5 protein-coding genes are annotated in these 20,071 nt (G+C 70.0%); 2 read left to right on the plus strand and 3 right to left on the minus strand.

Going from position 1 to position 20,071, the window contains the following annotated elements; translation table 11 throughout:
* The first annotated feature begins 4 nt into the window (after positions 1 to 4).
* Both AOZ49_RS24145 and AOZ49_RS24150 read left to right on the plus strand, forming a co-directional pair.
* The gene (locus AOZ49_RS24145; protein ID WP_054478206.1) at positions 5 to 14,674 is read left to right on the plus strand and encodes a filamentous hemagglutinin N-terminal domain-containing protein; all 14,670 of its coding nucleotides are present in this window, start codon (positions 5 to 7) and stop codon (positions 14,672 to 14,674) included.
* A 9-nt stretch (positions 14,675 to 14,683) separates the two neighbouring features.
* Positions 14,684 to 15,442, plus strand: coding sequence for a SapC family protein (locus tag AOZ49_RS24150; protein WP_054429795.1), 759 nt, complete (start codon positions 14,684 to 14,686; stop codon positions 15,440 to 15,442).
* 84 nt (positions 15,443 to 15,526) lie between these two features.
* Here AOZ49_RS24150 and AOZ49_RS24155 read toward each other — a convergent pair whose 3' ends face one another.
* The 3 genes from AOZ49_RS24155 to AOZ49_RS24165 form a co-directional block, all read right to left on the minus strand.
* Positions 15,527 to 16,825 (minus strand): alpha/beta fold hydrolase, encoded by a 1,299-nt coding sequence (locus AOZ49_RS24155; RefSeq protein ID WP_054478209.1) that lies wholly within the window; start codon positions 16,823 to 16,825, stop codon positions 15,527 to 15,529.
* 9 nt (positions 16,826 to 16,834) lie between these two features.
* Positions 16,835 to 17,827 (minus strand): Bug family tripartite tricarboxylate transporter substrate binding protein, encoded by a 993-nt coding sequence (locus AOZ49_RS24160; RefSeq protein ID WP_054478211.1) that lies wholly within the window; start codon positions 17,825 to 17,827, stop codon positions 16,835 to 16,837.
* A gap of 185 nt (positions 17,828 to 18,012) precedes the next feature.
* Positions 18,013 to 20,071 (minus strand): autotransporter family protein (locus tag AOZ49_RS24165; RefSeq protein WP_231690432.1); only part of this gene is annotated, 2,059 nt, incomplete at its 5' end.

Genomic DNA, 20,071 nt, shown 5'->3' on the forward strand with positions numbered 1-20,071 from the left:
GACCATGAATCGTCAATCCCGCATCCTCGCCCAATCCGCCCGCCGCCCGTCCCTGAAGGCCCCGCCCCTGCCCGCGCTGACCACCATGGCCATGGTGATCGGCTCGCTGGTCTCCGGCGGCGCCCACGCCAACCCCACCGGCGGCAACGTCGTGGCCGGCGGAGCGACCATCAATGACCGCGGCAACGGCACGCTGGACATCAACCAGTCGACCGGCAAGGCGATCATCAACTGGAAGGACTTCAGCATCGGCGCCAACGAGACGGTCAATTTCCGTCAGCCGGGCAGCAACAGCATCACGCTGAACCGCGTGGTCGGCAATGATCCGTCGGCCATCTTCGGCCGCCTCAACGCCAACGGCAACGTGATCCTGGTCAACCCGAACGGCGTCCTGTTCGGTAAGGGCTCGCGCGTGGACGTGGGCGGCCTGGTCGCCACCACCGCCAACATCAGCGACAAGGACTTCCTGGCGGGCAAGTACAAGTTCGACCAGGCTTCGCCCAAGGCGAACGCCATGATCGTCAATGAGGGCACGATCAGCATCAAGGACAGCGGCCTGGCCGTGCTGGTGGCGCCCGCGGTGCGCAACTCGGGCGTGATCGAGGCCAAGCTGGGCCGCGTGGCCCTGGCCGGCGCCAAGACCGTCACGGTCGACTTCCATGGCGACGGCCTGTTGAGCTTCGACGCCACCTCGACCGTCAACGAACTGCCCAAGGACGCCGACGGCAAGCCGGTCTCGGCCCTGGTGACCAACGCCGGCGTGATCCGCGCCGACGGCGGCACGGTGCTGCTGACGGCGCGCGCCGTCAAGGGCGTGATCGACAACGTGGTCAACACCGACGGCATCATCAGCGCCAAGGCGGTGGGCACGAAGAACGGCAAGATCGTGCTGTCCGGCGGCGACGCCGGCACGGTCAACGTGGCCGGCACCGTCGACGCCACCGGCGCCGGCGCCGGCGAGCGCGGCGGCAAGGTCGTGGTGACCGGCGAACACGTCAACGTGGCGCGCGGCGCCGCGATCGACGTGTCCGGCGCGGCGGGCGGCGGCGAGATCGCGCTGGGCAGCCTGGGCGTCGCGCCCGACGACGGCTCGGCCGCGTTCAGCGGCAAGTCGTCCACCGTCAAGGTGGCGGCGGGCGCCACGCTCAAGGCCGACGCGCTCATCAATGGCAACGGCGGCAGCGTCACGATGTGGTCCAACGACGCCACCGCGTTCGCCGGCAGCCTGTCGGCGCGCGGCGGCGCCCAGGGCGGCGACGGCGGCTTCGCCGAAGTCTCCAGCAACAAGAACATCGGCCTGACCGGCTCGGCCGACCTGCGCGCGCCCAAGGGCAAGACCGGCCTGCTGCTGATCGACCCGACCGACCTGCGCATCGTCGACTCCGCCAGCGGCAGCGGCTCGCAGGACGGCAACGCCGGCGACGGCACCGTCAACGGCGGCGACGCCAACACCGCCAACAACACCGTGTCGCGCGGCCTGCTCGAAAGCCTGGCCGGCACCACCAACATCAAGCTGGAAGCCACCGGCCAGATCACCGTCGCGGACATGGCCGCGATCAATCTGAAGACCACCAGCGGCCACAGCTTCACGATGCGCTCGACCCAGACGGGTGGCATCCGCTTCGAGAATTCGAACACCGAGATCAGCGCCCAGGGCGGCTCCATCACGCTGGAAGCGCTGGGCGTGGGCAGCACGCTGGACAACATCGGCAAGCTGACCAGCCGCGGCGGCGCGATCACGCTGAACGCCACCGGCGACATCAACCTGGCCAACGTCATCAACGCCGGCACCGGCGCGGCGCAGATCCGCACCAGCGCGGGCTCGATCCGCAACACCGGCGGCGCCAACCAGGTGGTGGCGGGCAACACCGTCAAGCTGGACGCCAGCGGCGGCAGCATCGGCGACCTGGCCGCCCCGGTCAACACCCAGACGGCGCTGCTGTCGCTGGCGACCGGCGGCAACCTGGCGGTGGCCAACCGTCAGACCCTGACCTCGCTGGACATCACCAGCCGCCACGCGCAACCGGGCGCCAACAACAGCTTCCTGCTGACCTCGCCGGGCCTGGCCTTCGCGCTGCAGGACAACGGCGGCTACCAGCTGAACACGGTCAACCAGTCGGGCCTGAACTTCTCGTTCACCGGCGACCGCACCATCACCGTCGGCGACATCGGCCTGGGCGCCGGCACGCTGGCCCTGACGTCGACGGCCGGCCACATCCTCGGCACCCCGACCGGACAATTGACCGCCAGCCAGATCACCCTGAGCGCCGCCGGCGGCGACGGCCGCACGGGCGCCATCGGTTCGTCGGCGCAGGCGCTGCGCACGCAGACGGCCGCCCTGATCGCGACCAGCGGCAGCGGCGGCATCTACGTCAATAACAGCGGCACGTTGAACCTGAAGGCGATCGACACCACCGGCAGCCTGGTCGCGCAGACCTCCGCCCACCTGACGCTGGGCGACATCAAGGCGGGCTCGGCCACGCTGACCTCGCTCCTCGGCACCATCGTCGACGACGGCAACGACGCCACCAGCATCTCCACCGCCTCGCTGACGCTGTCGGCCGAGCTAGGCATCATCGGCGGCCCCGCGCGCGCCATCAAGACCAACGCCAGCACCGTGTCCGCCAACGCCGGCCTCGGCGGCGTGTACCTGGACAGCACCAGCACCAACCTGAACATCACGCAGGCGCAGGCCAACGGCGGTCCGATCGTGATCACCGGCGCGGGCAGCGTCTCGGCCAACAACGTCGGCTCCGGCGGCGGCGCCATCAACCTGACCGGCAACAGCATCGCCGCCGGCCAGATCAACGCGGGTTCGGGCAACGTCACGCTCACCGCGCGCGCCGGCAGCATCACCGGCAACGCCGCCTCGCTCATTACCGGCAACGTCGTCACCCTGCTGGCCCCGGCCTCCAACACCGCCTACACGGTGGGCACTGCCGGGATCTACCTGCGCACGGCCGCCAACGAACTGCACGCCACCGGCGGCAGCATTTACCTGAACCAGGCCCAGGGCTCCGTGCTGCTGGACGACCTGAAGGCCAGCAACGGCATCTACGTCACCGGCGTGGCCAACCTGACCGCCAACATGCTGGACGCCGGCAACGGCACGCTGTCGCTCAACGCCCAGGGCGGCAATATCCTGCGCGCCAACGCCAACAGCGCACTGGCGGGCAGCAGCATCAACCTGCAGGCCAAACAGCACATTGGCACGGCCAGCGACCACATCAATACCGCGACCACCAGCCTGACGCTGGGCAGCGGCGGCGACATCTATGTCGACAATCCCGCCAAGACGCTGACCTACCTGGCGATCAACAACTGGCACGCCGACCCCGCCCGCCGCAACACGCTGCAGGTGGCCGCGCCGTTCCTGAATTTCGACGTCAACGACGACCTGGGCAACGCCTACGAGCTCAAGCAGGTCTACAGCTCGCTGCTGAACCAGTTCTCGTTCACCGGCGACCAGAGCCTGAAGCTGGGCAATATCCGCGCCGGCAGCAACATCACGCTGACCTCCACCCAGGGCAGCATCCTGGATGACGGCATCGCCGACACGCGCGTCACCGCCAACAACGTCAGCCTGACGGCCGCCCAGGACATCGGCACCAGCGCCAATTACGTCGCGATCAACGCGCCGGGCCTGACGCTAGACACCCGTGGCAACCTCTATGCCACCGACATCGCGGACCTCAACTCGCTGACGGTATACGCGCGCCACAAGGCCGCGGACGACCGCTACACGCTGGACGTGCGCGCGCCGTCGCTGCTGTTCAATATCACCGACGACGTCGGCGGCCACACGATCCGTGAAGTGCGCGACAGCAACTGGATCAACTTCAGCTTCAACAGCGACCGCGACATCACGGTCGGCAGCATCGACGCCGGCTACAGCGGCAGCATCACGCTGAACGCCGCGGGCGACCTGCGCGACGACGGCAACAAGCAGACCCGCCTGCTGGCCAACTCGGTCAACCTGATCGCCGGCAAGGCCGTCGGCGCCACCGGCACGGGCTATCTGGACGTGCTGACCGGCTACCTGAGCGGCACGGCGAGCAATGGCGGCTTCTATGTGCAGCCGCCCAATCCGACCGGCGCCAACAATTACACCGGCATCGTCACGCTGAACAACATCACCGCCAGCGACGCCGTGCAGATCGACCTGCGCCAGGGCGACGCGCTGCTGGCCAACACGGTGCGCAGCAACAACGGCAGCGTGACGCTGAACGTGGCCAACGGCTCGCTGTACGGCAACGGCAGCGGCAGCATCTATGCGGGCGGCAACGACATCACGCTGTCGGCGGCGGGCGCGATCGGCGGCATGTACAACGGCGCCGTGCGCTACGTCGGCGTGGGCGCCGCGGGCCAGGCCAACGTGCAGGCCACCGCCGGCACCGACATCTATCTGAACGGCACCACCGGCAACATCAAGCTGACGCGCCTGGAGGCCGGCACCGGCCAGATCGGCTACACCCAGTCTTCCGGCAACACCACCCTCGGCAGCCTGCGCGCCGGCGGCGCGGCCACGCTGGCCAATACCGGCGGCTCGCTGCTGGACGACGGCGATGCCGCCACCCTGATCCGCGCCAGCAACATCGCCCTGACGGCGAGCGGCGCGATCGGCGCGGCCGGCGCGGCATTGACGCTGCAGGCGCCCGACGTCAGCCTGACCAGCGGCGGCAACATCGCCGTGGACAGCCTGACTGGCCTGACTCGGCTGAACGTCACGCGCAATGGCTCGGCCAATGGCGTGTACAGCATCACCGCGCCCAACCTGACGGCCTTCACCGTCACCGACGACGGCCTCGGCATCCACCTGGCGGACATCGCCAGCTCGACCAATCTGGACTTCGGCTTCACCGCCAACAACAAGAATCTGCTGGTCGGCAACATCGACGCGGGCGCCAACGGCAAGGTCAGCCTGGTGTCGGGCCTGAACATCGCCAACGACAATCCGGCCAGCCCCGGCGCCATCCGCGCCGCGACCGTCGCGCTGACGGCCGGCTCGAACGGCTCCATCGGCACGTCCGCCACGGGCGGCGCGCTGGCGCTGACCGGCGCCTCGGCGCTCAGCCTGACGGCCGGCAACAACATGTACGTCGGCAGCGACACCGTGCTGCGCAGCCTGGCCATCAACAGCCTGAAGAACGCGGGCAGCGCCAGCACCTTCGCCATCACCGGCGGCGCCGGCCAGGTCATCACCATCAGCGACGACGGCACCACACAGTACCTGCAACAGGTCACGGGCGGCCTGACCGACTTCAGCTTCAGCGGCCGCAAGAACATCCAGGTCGGCACCCTCACGGCCAGCAACACGATCAGCCTGACGACCACCGGCGGCGGCGTCAATTCCAGCATCACCAGCGACGGCACCGCCGGCCGCATCACGGCCGGCAGCGTCACGCTGTCCGCCACCGGCTCGGACAGCTACACCGCGCGCGACGCCAATACCGGCGCCATCGGCACCAGCGGCCGCGCCCTGCGCCTGAGCACCAGCAACCTGGCCATCACCAACAACGGCGACATCAACCTGAACAACGGCGGGCTGGCGCTGAACAGCCTGAACCTGTACCTGTCGCGCCGCGACGCCGGCAGCGTCAACTTCGACACCAACAGCTACGCCTTCGGCGGCCTGGGCAGCCAGGTAATGAGCATCTCCGGCGGCACGAACCTGGCGATCGGCGCCAACATGAGCGGCGCCGCGCTGACGGTCAATACCGACACCGCCATCACGCTGAACACCATCAACACCGGCAGCGGTTCGGTGTCGCTGACGTCGCGCTACGCCAACAGCGACCTGGCCCCGACCATCGGCGGCTCGGGCATGGTCACCGCCAACAACGTCAGCCTGAGCGCGCTAGGCACCAACGGCAGCGTATCGGCCCAGACCAACACCGCCAACCTGGCGGTCGCCTCGGCCGGCAATGTATCCATCGCCAACAGCAAGCAGTTCGATTCGCTGTCGCTGACCGCCAACCACAGCAGCAGCAGCGGCTCGGTCAACAACACGTACAACATCAGCGCTACCGGCATGACGGCGTTCTCGTTGAGCGACTCGACCGGCACCGCGGGCCTGACGCTCAACAACATCACCAACAGCGGCAACCTGGCGCTGTCGATCTCGTCGGACCGCTCGCTGACCGTCAACAACGTCACCACCGCCGCCGGCGGCTCGGTGACGCTGGCCAGCAATGGCACCATCTACGGCAACAGCTCCAGCGCCAGCCTGCCCAACATCACCACCAGCGCGCTGACCCTGAACGCCGGTTCGGTCACGGGCACCTACGCCACCAACCAGCCGCTGTTCGTCAGCGTTGATTCGCTCTCGTCCAACATCCGCGGCAGCCTGTGGGTGTCGAACAACAAGAGCCTGACGCTGCGGGACAACAGCGCCACCAGCTCGGCCCAGGTCAACGTGACCAACGGCTCGATCACCCAGGGCGCCGGCCGCTTCGTCACCCCGGTGCTGACGCTCACGGCCACCCAGTCGATCGGCGTCGCCGGCAACGAGATCCTGACCGACACCCGCCAGCTGACCACGCAGTCGGGCCGCAACCTGTACCTCGACAACGCCAGCGACCTGTTCTCGCTGAACATCACCGCCAACCACGCCAACAGCGCCCTGGACAACGTGCTGCAGGTGGCGGCCAAGGGCCTGACGTTCAACGTCACGGACGCCGGCTCCTATGTCATGACCCAGGTCAGCGACCTGACCGGCCTGAACTTCTCGTTCAACGGCGACCGCACGCTGTACGTCGGCAACGTCGACGTCGGCCCGGCCAACACCGTGAGCCTGGGCGCCTATGGCTCAGGCGCCCACATCCTGAACCTGACGCCGACCTCGCACATCACCGGCGACGTGGTCACGCTGGGCACGAGCGGCCAGATCGGCGTGGCGTCGGGCGACAATTCGGGCTCGATCCACACCACCACCGGCGAGCTCTACCTGACGGCCGGCAGCCACGTCTACCTGGACAACGACCGCGACCTGGCCAGCCTGTCGCTGTACGCCACCGGCTCGTCGGCGGCCACCTACCAGATCCTGTCGAACGAACTGCTGTTCGATGTGGCCCATAACGGCAGCCGCCTGCAGGTCAACGAGGTGCGCGACAACACCGGGCTGAACCTGATGCTGTCGAGCAACGTCGGCCAGGACATCGGCATCATCGACACCACGCAGAACGGCACGGTGCGCCTGTCCAGCAACAACAGCATCCTGGGCAGCGCCGACGACAGCCAGCGCGTCACCGCGGCGTCGGTGCAGATCATCACCCAGGGCTCGGGCGCCATCGGCGCCGTGGGCCGCGAGATCAACCTGTCGGCGCCGCTGGTGAACATCCAGAACGTCGGCGACGTGTACATCGACTCCAACCGCCACATCGACGCGCTGACGCTGTATTCCACCGGCAACGGCGCGCGCAGCTACAGCATCAACTCGCCCACGCGCGACGGCGGCAGCATCGTGCTCCAGGCCGCGGACGGCGGCAGCGGCAGCAGCGCCGGCCTGGTCCTGACCAAGGTCGAGGACAAGGGCGGCCTGAACCTGAGCGTGACCAGCGACCGCACCATCACCGTCGGCGCGATCAACGTCGGCTACGACAGCGTGGTGCTGAACTCGCGCGGCGGCTCGCTGCTGGGCGACGGCGACGCCAACACCAAGATCGACGCGGCCGGCCTGACCCTGACGGCGGCCAACGCCATCGGCGCGGCCGGCGCCGGCAACGCCATCGACACCCGCGTCAGCACGCTGAGCGGCCGAGCCGACAACGGCGGCGCCTTCATCACGGTGGAGGGCAACACCAGCCTGCCGAGCCTGACCTCGACCGGCGCCAGCTCGGTCAGCAACACCACCGGCGACATCGAGCTGGGCACGGTCAACACCAACGGCAACACCTTCACGGTCAACAACACCGGCGGTTCGATCCTCAGCGGCACGATCAACAACGCCACCAGCGTCAACCTGACGGCCAACGGCTCGATCGGCAACAAGAGCGCCATCCGCACCAATGCCCTGAACGGCGGCACCACCACCGTCACCCTCAGCGCCACCAAGACCGACCGCGCCGATGGCAGCATCGCGCTGACCGAGACCTACGGCCTGCAGGCGACCTCGGTCACCGCGCCGGGCGACATCACCCTGACCGCCGACACCGGCAACAACGGCCGCAACCTCACCGTGGGCACCGTCACGTCCACCGACGGCGCGGTCACGCTGTCGACCGCGCGCGGCAGCATCATCGGCATCGACAACAGCAACCTGGTCACCGGCAAGAGCGTCAGCCTGACGGCCAACTACGGCACGGCCTCGAAGATCGGCACGTCCAACGCGGCTCTCCTGCATCTGAACACCGAGAAGCTGACGATGGCCACGCCCGGCAGCATCTACGTCGACAACCTGGCCGACCTGTCCGACCTGACCATCATCCGCAACAACGCGCAGGGCTCGAACCTGGGCAGCGCCGGCTTCCTGACCATCGGCGCCAAGAACCTGCTATTCAGCGGCGGCGACAGCAGCAATGCCACCGCGCTGACCGTCGTGCGCGACACGACTGGCCTGAACTTCACCTACCAGGCCATCGGCGCGATCAACGTACACGACATCGACGTCACCCAGAACGGTTCGGTCAACCTGTCGACCAACCCGTACTACACCACGGGCGGCTCGATCCAGGGCATGAACGCGTCCTCGAAGATCGTCGCTGGCGACCTGACGCTGTCCACCGCCACGGGCAACACGCCCAACACCATCGGCTCTGCCGGCCTGGCCCTGAACACCCAGGTCAAGAACATCGCCGCCACCGCCTCGGGCGGCATCTGGCTCAAGCAGAACGGCTCGATCAACCTGGGCAACCTGCGCGCCGGCGGCGACCTGTCGGTCACCACCACCACCGGCGACATCCTGGTCGGCACCGTCAGCTACGGCACCGGCAACGCCCTGACCTTGAACGCCCAGACCGGCAGCATCCTGTACGGCGGCGGCACGCTCTCGGGCGCGGGCACCGGCGCCATCACGCTGACGGCGCAGAACGGCATCGGCACGCGCGACGCGGCGATCAAGATCGCCGCGCCGAACAGCCCGGTGTCGGCCACCGTCACCGGCGACGGCTCGCTCTACCTGGACAGCAGCGGCAACCTGCTGGGCGGCCTGACGACCTCGGTCGCCAACGGCGAGACCCGCATCACCGGCAACGGCAGCCTGGCGCTGACCAGCGTCACGTCGGGCACCGACGCGGCCGGCAACGACATCTCGGTCAAGACCACCTCCGGCAACATCACGGTCAAGAACGTGCAGGCCGGCGCCAACCACGGCCAGGTCACGCTCAACGCCGAGAACGGCTCGATCCTGGCCGACGCCGCCGGCGCCACCGTCAAGGCCTACGGCGTCGCCCTGAACGGCGCCAACGCCGTCGGCGCCGTCAACGGCCGCATCAACGCCACCGGCCAGCGCGTCGAAGTCACCACCAACGGCGGCATGTACCTGGCGGCGGACAACAATTCCGTCTACTCGTACCTGTCGGGCAACACCATCGACATCGCGGCCGCCGGCAATCTGCAGATCGCCAACGCCATCGCCAGCAACGGCACCATCAAGATCGTCGGCAACGGCAACAACAGCCAGCTGGTCGCGGGCAACATCGACGCCGGCGCCGGCACCGTCAACATCGACTTCAGCAAGACCGGCAGCACCATCGTCGACGACCGCGAGGAATCCACCCGCATCATCGGCAACACCGTCACGCTCAAGGCCGGCGCGGGCATCGGCGGCGCGGCGGGCTCGCCCGACAACCTGCAGACGACCGCCGCCAACATCATCGCCGAAGTCACCGGCAGCGGCTCGCTCTACCTGAACGACAACCGCGCGGCCGGCACCACGCTGGCCTCGGTCATCACCCAGGACGGCGCCATCGGCATCACCACCGCCGGCCCGACCCTGGTCACCAGCGCGGTCAGCAAGACCAGCTCGGCCAACAACGGCATCTCGATCGCCACCACCAGCGGCGACCTGTCGATCAACACGATCGACGCCAAACAGGCCGGCGACGTCACGCTGCAGGCGGCCGGTTCGATCAAGGGCGCGCTGGTGGGCAACCTGATCACGGGCAACAGCCTGACCGCCATCGCCGGCGGCAGCATCGGCTCGGCCGCCTACCTGGCCAACGGCACCGGCGGCATCGCGCTGCGCACCAACCTCGGCGCGCTGGGCAATCTGTCGACCGCCGCCGACGGCGCCGTCATCGTGCTCAACAACGTCGGCACGCGGGCGCTCACCGCCAACAGCGGCAACATCCAGCAGGCCGGCGCCAACAGCTCCGTCTACCTGACCAGCGCCGGCGACCTGGACGCCAGCGGCGGCATGTCGAATACCGCCGACAACCTGCTGCTGTCCTCGGGCGGCACGCTCAAGCTGGCCGCCGCCGGCGTGCAGGCCAACGGCACCGTCACGCTCAAGGGCACGCAAGACGTGGTCGCGGCCGGCGCCGCGCCGCGCACGATCAACGTCAAGGGCACCACGGTCAGCTTCAGCAGCGGCGCCGCGGGCGGCAACACCAATCTGGTGACCGAAGCCAGCTCCGTCGCGGCCAGCCTGACCGGCACCACCACGCCGGCCAACCTGACGCTGACCAACACCGGCGCGCTCGACGCGTCGCTGAGCACCGCCAACGGCGACATCAACGCCACGGCCACCGGCACGCTGATCGCCGCGGCCACGGCCGCCGGCAGCAACCGCACCATCACGCTGACCTCGCAGCACGGCAACGTCGAGATCGACACCGTCAACGCCGGCGCCGCCAACGGCACCGTGGTCCTGAGCGCCGCCGAAGGCTCGCTGCTGGGCCTGGGCAACAGCCTGATCGCCAACAGCCTGGACCTGACCAGCAAGACCGGCATTGGCACCTCTGCCGACCACGTCACCACGACGGCCCGCAACCTCAAGGCCAACGTCCTGGGCAGCGGCGACATCTACGTGGACGGCAGCGGCCCGCTGACGCTGGGCCGCGTGGCCACGGCCGACGGCAACATCGGCATCAGCGCCACCGGCAATCTGGTCAGCGCGGTCGGCCTGTCGGCCGGCAACAGCGGCGATGTCACGCTGGCCTCCAGCGCCGGCAACGTCACCGTCAGCCACGACATCGCCAGCACCGACGTGCATGACCTGTCCGTGAGCGGCGCGGCCATCGCCATGGCCGCCGCCAACACCAGCGGCAGCCAGGCCTACAGCGGCAACGTCACCCTGAACGGCGACCTGACCGGCAGCGCCATCGGCATCACCGGCAGCGCCACGCTGGCCGGCGCCAAGCGCACCCTGACGGCCAACGGCGCCAACGGCGGCGTCGCCCTCTCGGGCACGCTGAACGGCGGCGCGCAGCAGGCGGTGATCGTCGCCAGCGACGGCGACGTCACGCTGGGCGGCAATGCCTCCAACCTGGCCAGCCTGACCATCACCGGCAACAACATCGACCTGCGCCAGGTCACCAGCACCGGCGCCCAGCAGTACAACGGCGCCACCACGCTGCGCGGCGCCTACACGACCACCAACGGCGCCTTCGGCGTCGACGGCGCGACCACGCTGGCCAGCGCCGTCAGCGTGTCCACCGGCAGCGGCGCGGTCGCCTTCACGGGCGGCGTGTCGGGCGCCAACGCGCTGACCGTCACCAGCAGCGGCACCACCACCTATGGCGGCGCGGTCGACATCGCCTCGCTCAACCAGGCGGGCACCGGCGGCACGGCCATCAACGGCGGCAGCGTCACCACCAGCGGCGCGCAGACCTACACCGGCCACGTGGAGCTGGGCGACGATGCGGTGCTGACCGGCGCCACCGTCACCCTGGCCAACGGCGTCGACGGCGCCCATGCGCTGGAGATCGACGGCGCGGCCGCGCTGACCGGCGCCATCGGCGCCACCACCAAGCTGGCCAGCCTGACCCTGGACGGCAGCGCCACGCTCAACGCCGGCACCATCGCCACCACCGGCAACCAGCGCTACAAGGGCGCCGTCACGCTGGGCCGCGACCACACGCTGAGCACCACCTCGGGCAACGTGGCGTTCGACAGCACGCTGAACGGCTCGCGCGACCTGCACGTGGCCTCGACGGCCGGCGGCAACGTCAGCTTCGACGCCGTGGGCGGCGCCACGCAACGCCTGGGCAACCTGAGCATCGACACCGCCGGCACGACCGCGTTCAACGGCTCGGTCTATGCCGCATCGCTGCAGACCGACGACCCGGGCGCCGTGACGATCAAGGGCGAACGCATCGACACCACCGGCGTCCTGCGCTTCGGCGAACTGGTCACCCTGGCCAGCAACGTCACGCTCAAGGGCAGCAGCATCACCCTGGCCCAGGGCGCGAATTCGACCGACGAACAGCAGGGCCTGACCCTGCAGGGCCCGGCCGTGATCGGCGGCCCGGTCGGCGCTGGCGCCAATGGCCGCCTGGCCTACCTGACCGTCGAGAACGACGTGGAACTGGGCGGCGGCCCGATCAAGACGGTGGGCGAGCAGTCCTACCAGGGCAAGGTCTGGCTGACCGACGCCACGCAGATGAGCACCAGCAATGCCAAGGTGACCTTCAGCGACACCGTCGCCAGCCGCGGCGCCACCGCGAACGGCCTGACGGTCAGCAGCGGCAGCGGCGACGTGCGCTTCACCCAGCAGGTCGGCGACGCCACCACCGGCCGCCTGGGCGCGCTGGCCATCAACAGCAACGGCGCCACCACCTTCGACAAGGCGGTGTACGCCGCGTCGGTCAACACCGACGTCGGCGGCACCGTGGCCATCAACGGCGGCCTGGTCGACACCACCGGCACGCAGTCCTACGGCGAACGCGCCGTGTTCAGCACCGACACCGTGCTCAAGGGCAGCACCGTCAGCCTGCTGGGCGGCGGCGACGGCGGGCATGACCTGACCATCGACGGCGACGCCGTGCTCAAGGGACCGCTGGGCGCCAACGACCCGCTGGCCAACCTGACGGTCAAGGGCAACGCCACGCTGGGCGCGGGCACCATCACCACCGTGGGCGAACAGTCGTACCAGGGCAACGTCACGCTCGGCGGCAACGTCACCGTGACCAGCCGCCAGGGCGACATCGGCTTTGACCGCGCGGTCGATGGCGGCGGCGGCCTGACGGTCGTCGCCAGCCAGGGCGAAGTGATGTTCTCCGGCCCGGTCGGCCAGGGTACGCGCCTGGGCGACCTGAAGGTCGGCGCCGCCGGCGACATCGTGCTGGACGGCCCCGTCCGCGCCGCCTCGGTGCAGACCGGCGGCAACGGCGACGTGCTGATCAACGGCGGCTCGATCGACACCACCGGCGCGCAGCAGTATGGCCAGCACGTCATCCTGAGCGGCGTGGACACCACCCTGACCGGCGCCAACGTGCAGCTCAAGGCCGGCGTCGACGGCACCCAGCCGGGCCAGCAAGGCCTGGTCATCGTCGGCAACGCCGATATCCAGGGCGACGTCGGCGCCACCACGCCGCTGCGCACCGTGGCCGTCACCGGCGCCACCACCCTGAGCGGCGGCAAGACGCACACCACGGGCGACCAGGTCTACAACGGCGCCGTGACCCTGAAGGGCGACCGTGACCTGACCAGCGACACCGGCTCGGTGATCCTGGGCAGCAAGCTGGACGGCGGCAACGGCAACAACCTGAACGTCAACGCCGCCAAGAACATCCAGGTCGCGGGCGACGCCACCGGCCTGGGTTCGCTGACCCTGCGGGCCGTCGACACCATCGTGTTCAACGGCGACGTCAGCGCCTACCGCGTGCAGCAGCTGGAGGCCAAGACCGCCAGCTACAACGGCGCGGTGCGCGCCTCGGGCCCGGACGGCATCGACATCTCCGGCGGCACCGTGTCGTTTGGCAAGGATGTCACCGCCGACACCGGCGCGATCCGCATCGCCAACACCAGCCCCACCGGCACCACGTCGTTTGGCGGCGGCAGCACGGTCAAGGCCGCCACCGGCTTCACCCAGACCGGCGGCGCCGGCCTCACGCTGCCGGCCCAGCTGCTGGTGACGCAGGGCCCGATCAACCTGGGCGCGCCGGCCAAGCTGCAGGGCGGCAACGCGGTCATCCAGACCAACGGCGACATCACCGCCATTGGCCTGACCGGCCCGCAGACGTCCCTGACGCTGGCTTCGGGCTCGGGCGCGCTGCGCATCGGCCTGAACGACGCGGACCCGAGCCACAAGCTGGACGTGGCCGGCCTGACCGTGCCGAACGCCGGCTCGGCCGACATGTGGGGCACGATCGGCGGCAAGACCGGTTCCATGGCCGCCACCACGATCCGCAGCTCGCTGGCCGGCGCGCCGTACTACATGAACGGCGCCACCTGGGGCCAGACGGACGTGATCGACCGCCTGGCGGCGGTCACGGCCCCGCGCTCGGTGATCCCCAGCACGCCCACCGCCAACCCGCTGTTCCAGGGCACCGTGCCGTCCAAGGGCTTCGGCCCCGACGTGCTGGGCGCCTTCGCCGATCCGCAGGTGCTGACGGTGGCCTCCGCCTTTTCCTGGCAGCTGCCTTCCGGCGACAATGCCGTGCTGACCGTGCCGAACGGCAATGGCCCGGTGCTGCACACGCCCGCCGGCAACCCGCAGCGCCCCGCCGTCGAAGGCATCCCCCCCGCCGACGACGCGCGCCGCGAACTCGACATTCAATCCCGCACTCTCTGATCCGACATCATGACTACGCAGACTTCGCTTCCCCTGTTCTACGAACAACCCCGTCCGCTCGCCGCCGGCGTGCATGACAACCTGTCGCTGGCCAGCAATACGGGCTTCGGCTACGCCGCCAAGACCAACGCCGTGCCGCTGGTGGCCACCGAGCTGCCGACCGCGTGCCGCCACTTCCCCATCGTCTTCACCGATGGCGAGCAGCCCACGCCGGTCGCGGTGCTGGGCGTGCGCGGCCAGGAAAACCTGTTCGTCGACGCGCAGGGCCAATGGCGCCCCGGCACCTACATCCCGGCCTACGTGCGCCGCTATCCCTTCATCTTCATGGAGAACGAAGACCGCAGCCAGTACACGCTGTGCGTCGACGAGAAGGCCGCCGCGGTGGTCGAGGGCCGTGACAACCCGTTCTTCGACGAGGCCGGCGAGCCGACCGCGCTGGCGCGCAGCGCGCTGGAGTTCTGCCGCGATTACCAGAACCAGCACGCCTACACGCTGGAGTTCGCGCGCGCGCTGGCCGACGCCGACCTGCTGATCGAGAACCGCGCCGACATCACCCTGGCCGACGGCCAGCGCCTGGCCATGTCCGGTTTCAAGGTGATCGACGAAGCCAAGTTCAACAAGCTGCCGGAAGCGGAATTCCTGCGCTGGCGCGCCAACGGCTGGCTGCCGCTGGTCTATTGCCACCTGCTGTCGATCAACACCTGGCCCAGCCTGATCGATCAGGTGCAGCCGGTCGCCGCGACCGAGGAAGCCGCCGCCGAGGCGTGATCCTCTGAAACGCCCGCGGGCCGGCGCACGCGCCGGCCCGCGCCCCCACGGCCCCGCCGGCCTCGCCGGTCGGGGCCGTGTGCGTTATGACGCTTGCCCGGCCGCGCGCGCCAGGAAGGCCAGCACCGCGCGATAGGACGCCTCGTTGCCGGCCGCGTTGGCCGGCGGCGTGCCGCCCGCGTCCAGCAACAGGCCCGACATGGCGTGCGGCTTGCTGATCAGCGTGGCCGGCAGGCACGGATAGTGCACGTGGTGCCCCGCGCCATGGCAGACATGGTGCAAGGTCGGCAGCCCATGCGCCTGGCGCTGGCGCACGACGATCTCGGAATACGCGGTGCTGGGCCAGAAACCGTCGTCCGACGCGCTGACCAGCATGACCGGGCCGGGATAGCGTTCCACCGGAATGCGGGCGCGCTCGAACGCGGCGGCATCGCGGCTGGCGCTGAGAAACGCATGGGTCTGCCGGTACGGCGGATCCGAGGCGTAGGCCGCCTCCCAGTCGGCGCTGGCGTTGTCCTGCCACAGGTGCGGCAAGGGCTCGCCGGCCTTGCGCCAGACCTGCGCGTTGCGTCCGGTGCCCGGCTCGCCGGCGCTGACCACGCCATGCGTGACGGGCGACGGCACGTAGGCCACCACCGCGCTCACCAGGTCGGGATAGTGCGACGCCACCAGCAATGAGGTCTCACCGCCGCGGCTGATGCCGGACAGCGCCACGAAGCCGTCGCGCGGCTTGAGTTCGGCGCGGGCCCAGCGCAGCGCATGCTCGAAATACTCCAGCGGCATGTCGTTCAGGTACTTGGGCCGGCCGTCGTAGTTGAAGATGGCCAGCGCCAGGCACTGGTAGCCGCGGGCGGCGAACAGCGCGGCCCGCGGCGCGTTCACGCCGCCGGACGAGCCGTTCATGTAGATCACCAGCGGATGCGGGCCGGGCCCGGCGGGCGTGTAAAGCTCGCCCGACAGCGTCATGCCGCCGACCTGCTCGCGCACGGCGCGGTGCGTGACGCCCTCGGCCGCGAAGGTCTGCACCAGCCGCGCCGTGGCCTCGTGCCGGCCGTCGGTGGCGTGCAGGTCGGTCACCAGCGGCTCGGTGCGATCGGGCGGGAACACCACCCGGTCCATCTGCTCGCAGGTCATCGACCACACCAGTCCCATGGCGGACGGCTCGGCATAGCTGCCGGACACCGGGCAATCGCGCGCCAGGTCCAGGCTGCCGTCGTGGCCGGCCATGAACACCGCCTGCGAACGCCACGGCACGCCGCTCATCGACATGCGGGCCGTGACGGTGACGAAGGCGTAAGCGGGAAAGCCGTCGATGCGGATCTCGCGCGGCACGTCGATCAGCGCGGATTCGGGGCTGACGGTGATGCGGGCTTGTTCGGTCATGGCGCGTCCTCAGCCTTTCAGGTCGGTCTTGGGCACGTTGTTGGCGCGGATCACGCCGGCCCACATGGCGGACTCTTCGGCGATGACCCGGTCCAGGTCGGCCGACGAGGTGAACTCCACGGTCACGCCCTGCTCGGCGAACTGCTTGACCAGGCTGGGGTCGCGCGTGCCTTCGCGCACCGCGTTCTCCAGCGTGGCGGCGACCGCCGCCGGCATCGCCGCCGGGCCCGAGATCATCATGCGGGTGTACAGCTCGAAGCCATCGACGCCGGCCTCTTTCATGGTCGGCACGTCGGGCAGGCTCGACAGGCGCTGGTCGGCCGTCACCGCCAGCACCTGCAGCTTGCCGGACTGGATGTTGGCCAGCGCCGAGGTCGGGAAATCAAACGTGCTCTGCACCGTGCCGGCCATCAGGTCCAGCAGCGCCGGGCCGCTACCCTTGTACGGCACGTCCTGGAACTGGGTGCCGGTCCTGGACTGGAAGTGCAGCAGCGCCAGGTGGTTGATGACGCCGCGCCCGGCATGGGCGCAGGTGATGTCGCCGGGCTTCTTTTTCGCCAGCGCGATGAACTCCTGCACGTTCTTGACGCCCAGCGCCGGATGCACGATCAGCAGCATCGGCGACTTGCCCATCGAGCCGAGCTGCTTGAAGTCCGAGGCCTGGTACGGCAGGTTGTTGTAGAGCAAGGGGTTGAGGATCATGCCGTTGGTGCCGGCAAAGCCCAGCGTATAGCCGTCGGGCTCGGCCCGCGCCACCGCCACGGTGGCGATGATGGCCTGGCCGCCCGGCCGGTTCTCGACCACCACGTTGCCCTTGAGGATCTTGCCCATGCGCTCGGCCAGCGCGCGGGCGGCGATGTCGGTCAGGCCGCCGGGCGCGAAGCCGACCAGCAGGCGCACGGGGCGGGTGGGGAAATTGGCCTGGGCCTGGGCAAGCGCCAGGCGAGGCAGCAACGGCAGCGCGGCAAGCGCGCCCAGGGCGTGGCGACGGGTGAACGGCATAAGGCTCTCTCCAGACAGGCGCGCACGGCGACCGCGCGACAGGCGGCCGCGCGAGCCATGCGATGAACAAGGGGGGAAGGAAGCACAGGCCGCCCGCCGAACGGCGGGGGGTCTCAATGACGGTATCTTGTATGCAATATGGCGCGGGGGCTATCTAGGGATATCCCGGTGCGCGCCGGATGCCGTCAGAATTGCCAGCGCATTTCAATGCGGCCCGTATGGTCGCGGGCGGCGCTGGCGTACTGGCCCGCATAGGCCAGGCCGAGGGTGGCGCCGCGGCCGACGGCCAGGTCGGCCCCCACCTCCACCAGGGCGGCGTCGCGACTGATCGGCGCGCCGGTGACGGTGAAGGCCTGGCCAGCGTCGAAGGCCACGCGCGAGACCGGAGTCAGGTCGCCGAACGCATGGCGCCAGCCCAGGCCGGCCGACACCGAGCCGGCCAGCGTGCCCAGCGCCACGGTCTGCCTGCCCCGCAGGCCGAGCGTGGTCGTGGTGGTGTCGTTGCGGCTCGCGGCGCCCGACAGGGCCGCACTGCCGCCCGACTCGCTGAAACCGCGCACGCGCTGCCCGGCCCAGGCGACGCCGGCATAAGGTTCCAGCGTCAGGCCATCGGCGACGCCCAGGGCGTAACCCAGCTCGCTGAAGACCTGGGTGGTGTTGCCGCCGTAGTCCGCCGTCAGCGTCTGGTCCAGGCCCCCCGCGCCGATCTGGCGCCGGGTGTGGATGTCGTGCCAGGAATAGGCGGCGCCGGCCATCAGGTTGAGCTTGCCCGCGCCGACCGCGAAGGCCTTGCCGCCATACACGATCGCGCTGTAGCTGGAGATATCGGCGCGCGACGCCAGGTCGTCCACCGACAGGCGCGAATCCGTATACCCGAACGCGCCGCCCAGGCGCCAGCCCCCGCCGACGGCGCCATCGGCGCCCGCGAACACGCCGCCGGTGCGCTGGCGCGCCGCCGCGTTGCCGCCGCTGGCGCCAATGCTCTGCCAGTTGCCCACGAGCTGCGCCCAGGCCGGACGCGCCTGCGACACGGGCATGGCCGAGGGCAATGGCGAGGCATCGCTGACGCCCGCCGCGGCGGTCGGCGCGCCAGGCGCGCTGCCGGCGGCCAGGTTGCCGCGCAGCTGGTCCAGCGGCGTGTTGCGCACGGCGCTGGACAGATTGTTCAGGCCGGCCGCCACCGTGGCATGCGCCTCGCCCGACAGGCCCGAGAAGAAGCCTTGCGGCGCGCCGGCCGGCAGCGAAATGGCCGCGCCGTACACGCTGTGCGAGGCGGGCATCGATTCGACCGCGTTGGCCGCGGCGCGGGCATTGCGTCCCGACACCAGGTCGGCGAAGCGCAGCGGCATGCCGCCCGTGCCCGGATCCACCGGCGTGACGGGGTCGACCGGGTCGACGGGGTCCACCGGCGGGACCCGCGCGCGCGTCAACGTCAGCGTCACCTGCTTGTCGTCGGCCGAGTAGGTAAGCGTCGGGGTCAGGTAGGCCAGGTCGGAAGTCACCCCGGCAAAGCGCGAGCCGACGAAGGTGCCGCTGGCGCTCAGCACGACCTGGCTGAAGTGTTCGCTGTACGCGCCGGGTTGCGCGGTCACCTCGACCGTGGCGCCGCCCAGCGCCGCCCGGCCGGTGACGTCGAGCCGGTCGAACGCGGCGGGCGTGGCGCGCACGGTGTAGATGCCGCCCGCGCCGAACGTCACATTGCCGGTGACCGCAACGGCGGCGGTCGCCCCGCCCGCCAGTTTGAGCCGATTGCCGCCCGCCGGGCTGAGCAGCACATCGCCAAGCGTGGTCGACCCCTGCGCCAGCGCCAGGGTATTGCCAGCGCCCGACAGCCAGATCGCCGTGCCGCGCGCATTGCGCGAGTCGAGGCCGGCGATGATCGTGCCCTGCTGAGTGACGATGGTGCCGTTGCCGGACACCCGCACGCCGACGCCGCCCAGGCCAAAATCGTACGCGCCGCTGGCCCCGGCGTTGCCGCCACGGATTTCACCAATGTTGAGCAGGCGCTGGTTGTCGGCAGCCAGGGCCACGCCCACGCCGCCGTCGCCGCCGCGGCCGATCCGGGGGACCGAGCTGCCGCCCTCGAGGCTGGTCACCTGGCCCCCGCCGCCCCCGCCGCCGCCCCATATCTGCCCGCTGTTCACCAGCACCGCGCCCGCGCCCTCGGCGACCACGCCCGCGCCGCCCTGGCCGCCGGCGACGCTGGACAGCGTCAGGGGCGGATTGACCCAGCCGCCCCAGTCG

Source organism: Achromobacter sp. 2789STDY5608615 (genome assembly GCF_001298995.1).
GTDB lineage: Bacteria > Pseudomonadota > Gammaproteobacteria > Burkholderiales > Burkholderiaceae_B > Achromobacter > Achromobacter insuavis.